7 protein-coding genes are annotated in these 4,834 nt (G+C 38.6%); 3 read left to right on the forward strand and 4 right to left on the reverse strand.

The genetic code is table 11. The annotated features are described in order from the left end of the window. From ABYD77_RS17765 to ABYD77_RS17780, 4 genes are all read right to left on the reverse strand, one after another. Positions 1 to 219: hypothetical protein (locus ABYD77_RS17765; protein ID WP_372771439.1), on the reverse strand; the 219-nt coding region annotated here is incomplete at its 3' end. After that, positions 209 to 886, reverse strand: a complete 678-nt coding sequence (locus ABYD77_RS17770) for a response regulator transcription factor (protein ID WP_372771440.1) — start codon at positions 884 to 886, stop codon at positions 209 to 211. The genes ABYD77_RS17765 and ABYD77_RS17770, both read right to left, overlap by 11 nt. Then, positions 887 to 2,308: an ArnT family glycosyltransferase gene (locus ABYD77_RS17775; RefSeq protein ID WP_372771441.1), complete on the reverse strand. Its 1,422-nt coding sequence runs from the start codon at positions 2,306 to 2,308 to the stop codon at positions 887 to 889. It lies immediately after the preceding gene. Then, the gene (locus tag ABYD77_RS17780; RefSeq protein WP_372771442.1) at positions 2,295 to 3,323 is read right to left on the reverse strand and encodes a glycosyltransferase family 2 protein; all 1,029 of its coding nucleotides are present in this window, start codon (positions 3,321 to 3,323) and stop codon (positions 2,295 to 2,297) included. The genes ABYD77_RS17775 and ABYD77_RS17780 overlap by 14 nt, the downstream gene beginning before the upstream one ends. A 91-nt stretch (positions 3,324 to 3,414) precedes the next feature. On the opposite strand from ABYD77_RS17780, the gene ABYD77_RS17785 reads away from it, so the two are divergent. From ABYD77_RS17785 to ftsB, 3 genes are all read left to right on the forward strand, one after another. After that, positions 3,415 to 3,810, forward strand: a complete 396-nt coding sequence (locus ABYD77_RS17785; protein WP_372771443.1) for a GtrA family protein — start codon at positions 3,415 to 3,417, stop codon at positions 3,808 to 3,810. Between the two features lie 117 nt (positions 3,811 to 3,927). After that, positions 3,928 to 4,560 (forward strand): hypothetical protein, encoded by a 633-nt coding sequence (locus ABYD77_RS17790; protein ID WP_372771444.1) that lies wholly within the window; start codon positions 3,928 to 3,930, stop codon positions 4,558 to 4,560. Between the two features lie 8 nt (positions 4,561 to 4,568). After that, positions 4,569 to 4,834 (forward strand): cell division protein FtsB (ftsB, locus tag ABYD77_RS17795; RefSeq protein ID WP_372771445.1); only part of this gene is annotated, 266 nt, incomplete at its 3' end.

Genomic DNA, 4,834 nt, shown 5'->3' on the forward strand with positions numbered 1-4,834 from the left:
CGTCAGCAGTGGATCAATTTTGATGATACCTTGCTCGCCATGTTCATAACGTTGGAAGTGATAGGGCGCAGTAATGCTTAGTAAGTGCATGCTATTTTGGTTTTCGGTTGCGAGAATCGTTAATTTAAAAATAAAGCCGTAGAGCACTAAAATTATCAATGCTACGATTTGATAAATGCGGCTAATTTTTTTAGCAATGGGCAGAGGGTTATTCGACATTTAACTTATACCCCACTTTAGGAATTGTAGTTATCATCTCACTTGCAAAGTGTTGATTTAACTTACTGCGCAACAGGTAAATATGTTTTCGTAAAATGTCTTGATCAGGTAAATCATCTGGCCACAAAACGTCTTCAATTGTTGATTTGGCAACTACATTGGGGTGATTGCTCATTAAGCACAATAGAATTTTATAACAGCTTGGATTCAGTTTTATCAGCCTATCTTCTCTGTAAACAAGGTGTTGATCGCGTTTAAGTAGCAATGGGCCTACAACAAGTTCATCACGTAAATGTACACGTTGCTGTGCTCTTCGATGTAATGCATTTATTCTTGCTTCGAGGAGTGCAAGGTCAAACGGCTTTATAATGTAGTCGTCGGCACCTGTTGAGAATCCGAGTAATTCGTCTTGATGGGTATCTCGAGCTGTGAGCATGATTATTGGCGTGTTATTCCCATTTGCTCGTAACCTTTGGCAAATACCAATACCGTCAATTCCTGGAAGCATCACATCTAAAATAATAACATCGAATGAGTGTTGCTCAGCTAGCTTCAAACCAAGCGTGCCAGTTGCCGCGTAATCTAAGTCATAATCGAGCGCTTCGAAATAATCAAAAATAATGTCTGCAACTTGTTTATTGTCTTCGACTAAAAGTATTTTAAGCATTTAGTTTCCACATTGATAAAGAACAAAGCCTTTAGTTTTGCTAATTTGTATACATTGGCTCTGTGTATAGACAGCTATTTCAAAGAGCTGTTTTTCATTAGAGACAAGTATAAATGGCGCACCATTTTCATCTAACAAAATTAACTCTTTTATTGTTGTAAGCTTTTGTGCAGCGCCGTTAGAGTAAAACTGAGCTGAGAAAGGGCGTTTATGCCAATAATATATAGGCTGAGACAGTTGGCTTTGTGTTAAGTTCTGTAAAACATCGCGATGAGAAACTTTTGATGAATAGCCCGAAATAAAGTAACTCAATGCCGTAAGAATGAGCGTTGCTGAAAGTAATGCATATAAAACAAGTTTTCTAAACGTTATTTTTGATAATGCGAGTAGTAAAGCCAATGCTGGTAAGCTTGGCAATACATATGCAGGTAAAATATTGCCTGCGAATGTGAACAACAGCATGGGAGAGAGTGCCCAATAGATAAAATATTGCTTTATTAAGGCCGAGTGTTCTTGATTGCCAGAGCGTTTTTTTTGCGATGAGATTAACGAGCGTCCGCTTTGCCAAATTGCAATAAATGACCATGGAAATGCAACGGCCAACCAAAATAGCCAAATAGTACCTTTTGTTTCTTTATGTGCGCTGCCATAAAGATCTCCTTGCCAACCGGAAACTAAGAACCGTTGAACATGTTCACCCCATAAAAAGTAGTCTAAGAAGCCGGGGGTTTTGAGTTCAGCAAGCAGATACCAAGGTAATGTTAAGGTGAGCAATATTGCACTACCAGTGAGCCAGGGTAGCGAACTCAATGCATGCCATAGTTTTTTGTGATGGATGCTCCAAAGCGTTAGCGGAATACCGATTAAGATTATGGCAACAGGCCCTTTAGCGAGCATGCCAATGGCGAGTGCGACAAAAAAGCAGATACCTGCAAATTTACTGGCGTTAAAGTAGCAATGATAAAAACTAACCATCGCCAGTGTAATCGAAAATAACAATTGGCTATCAGTCATTACCATTCCGATAGCTACTAAAAATCCCAATGATGTTGTCAAAATCAGAGTGCTTCTAATAGCAACTAATTTCGAAAAATGTGTTTTTGCGAAGTAGTAAAGTGTTATTAACGTGGCGATACCAGTTAAAAAGTGTGGAATACGCGCGCTAAATTCATTGACACCAAATAGGGCAAAGCTGATTGCCGAAAGCCATGTATGGAGCGGTGGTTTTCCCCAAAAAGGAATGTTGTAATCAAACTGTGGTGTGATCCAATCTCGCGTTTCAAACATAATACGAGCGATTTCGGCATAGCGTGCTTCTGTTGTATCGAAAAGTGGATACATGCCTAAGCTTATTAACCGGATGCTAATAAGTATTGCGATAAGTAAGAGAGATAGTTGAATCAAGCGATTACTTACTAGCATAAGTCACCTGCTTTGATTTATTTTCGCCAATTTGGTCTTGTGATAATTGCAGAGATTCTTCAATAATATAAATAGGGCGGCCTTTACTTTCTTTATAAATCCGCCCGATATATTCACCCAGTACGCCAATTGCTAATAACTGCACGCCACCGAGCCATAATTGTGCCAGCATCAGTGATGGGTAACCTTGTACTTGGTTGCCAAAAATAAGTGTTTCAAGAAATAAGAATGCACTGTAAAAAAATGCTGCAAGTGAGATGGATACGCCAAGCCATGTGGCAATTTTCAGAGGTTTAATACTAAATGACGTAATGCCTGATAATCCCAGTGCAACTAATTCAATGAAGTTCCATTTGGTCTTACCCGCAGCCCTTTTTGGGCGCTCAAATTCTAATGTGATCTGTTTAAACCCTGGCCACGCCATAAGCCCTTTCATATACCGATTACGTTCAGGGAGTTTATTGATTTGTTGCACTACGTTATGTGATAAAAGGCGAAAGTCACCCACATCTTTTTCTATGACAACATCATCAGACATAAAAGCTAATAAGCGATAAAAAGCATGAGCGGTCCACTTTTTGAGTTTGGACTCTCCGTGTCGCTGGCTGCGACGCATATTGACTACGTCATAACCTTGTTGCCATGATGCGATCATCTTCGGGATCAGTTCAGGGGGATCTTGAAGGTCAGCGTCGAGTAAAATAATAGCATCACTGTTTGCGTGATCGAGCCCCGCGGTCATCGCTGCTTCTTTGCCAAAGTTTCGGCTTAAATTGAATAACTTAATTGCAAAGCCACTGGCGGGTAATGTCTTTAAAATATCCCATGTATCATCAGAACTGCCATCGTTGATGTAAATAATTTCACTTTTAATATTGCTTAAAGTATTTAATACAGCGGCTAACTGATTGTGAAAGTGTGCTAGCACTTCTTGTTCGTTGTAAACAGCAACAACAATGCTTAGAGACGTTTGCCTTGCTAGAGGGGAATGATAATTATCAGAAATAACTCGCATATTAAGACTCTCAATTTAAAACAGGTGGCAGTGTATGTGTTGTGATGTCTAATAAATGTCTTTTGCAAAATGACATTTTTTAGACGCTGCTATGCGCACAATGTATGAAGAGGTAGGTTATATGAGTAAAGTGCGCTTTTTATGGGTTGGTGGGGTTGTTTTTCTGTGTGATGGCGTAATATTTTACGGCTTAGCCTTTTTGGGTTTGAAAATCGAGTTTGCGCGTGCGTTTGCTTTAATTATTGCTGTACAGCTTACTTTTATTGGACATAGAGTGTTTGCTTTAAATGTGGCAAATGGCTTGAATTTGCGTATTGCTTGGCTGCGACATCAATTAGCTTCTGGGCTTGGAACTTTTATTAACTACAGCCTATTCAGTGTGATTTTCTACTTTTTTGATAGCCAAAATTTGGCGTTTATTGCTTCTGTATTGTGTACTACGTTAGTTAATTTTGTGCTTGCTGCATATTGGGTACATAACACATAAGTGATTGAGATTATGAGGGGATAAATAAACTGTATATTTAAGTAACTGCTTATATTACATCCAAATATAGAATCATGTACTATGGTTACTTAAGTGTATTTGTTGGGTTTTTTATAAGTGCAAACTGGGTGTAAAGAGCAAACAGAACTATGGCGAAGTTCGTCAAAAAGCAATGCATACAATGCGTTGTGTAATACGTTTTATGTTCGTGAAATTCATCGTTTGAGTAAAGAATCATTTAACAATGTTGAGCGATTGCAACGACGTTTTGCAAGCCTTCCTTATTATATTGAAAAAGCGGCCAATCATATTCTAGACGGTAATAGTCCACTGACATTGGATACCCAAAATGGCAGTTGGATAGCTAAACAATCTCGTGCTGTACCTAAATGTGATTTAGAAAAAAATACGCAGTTTTTTAGTAAAAATGTCTTTGTTGGATTAATAATTCCGGTTTTAGTATATGACGGTGAGTATTCAACTGTTAGAATCGATAGTGTTGATGAAGTAACAGATTCGCGTTTTCATTGTAATCAATTTGGTTGGGTCGCAATGAATGGGCAGTATCAAGATAATAACGATATTCAGGTATTAAAGCCCAGTAAAGCAGCTTTCTCAGCAGCATGCTGTGGTCATGTATGGCTATTAGGCCGTGCTACAACGCCCAGAGTATTAACACTGCGTGAAATGTTATTAGCAGCACGAATTAATTGGCAAGATTTTAAACACCCATTTATAACTCAAAAATAGAATTAACCATGCGATTATTTCAATTAGCCTTATTGTGCTTGTTCGCGAGCCTACAGTACCAATTATGGTTTGGCCATCATGGTGTTAAAGATTTTAAAAGGCTTAAATCAGCAGTGGAACAACATACCGAAGTTAATACACGTCTCGAAAGACGTAACAAGTTGTTGAAAGCGGATGTTGAAGACTTAAAGCTGGGCTTAGAAGGCATTGAAGAGCGTGCTAGAAATGAGTTAGGGATGATCAAACAAGGCGAAACATTTTTTCGCGTAACACA

Origin of the sequence: Pseudoalteromonas sp. (assembly GCF_041629635.1) — a bacterium.
GTDB lineage: Bacteria > Pseudomonadota > Gammaproteobacteria > Enterobacterales > Alteromonadaceae > Pseudoalteromonas.

What these genes read in the sequence shown, in the direction of transcription:
- ABYD77_RS17770 (WP_372771440.1), bottom strand. Translation starts at nt 886, where the DNA reads ATGCTTAAAATACTTTTAGTCGAAGACAATAAACAAGTTGCAGACATT.
- ABYD77_RS17775 (WP_372771441.1), bottom strand. Translation starts at nt 2,308, where the DNA reads ATGCTAGTAAGTAATCGCTTGATTCAACTATCTCTCTTACTTATCGCA.
- ABYD77_RS17780 (WP_372771442.1), bottom strand. Translation starts at nt 3,323, where the DNA reads ATGCGAGTTATTTCTGATAATTATCATTCCCCTCTAGCAAGGCAAACG.
- ABYD77_RS17785 (WP_372771443.1), top strand. Translation starts at nt 3,415, where the DNA reads ATGCGCACAATGTATGAAGAGGTAGGTTATATGAGTAAAGTGCGCTTT.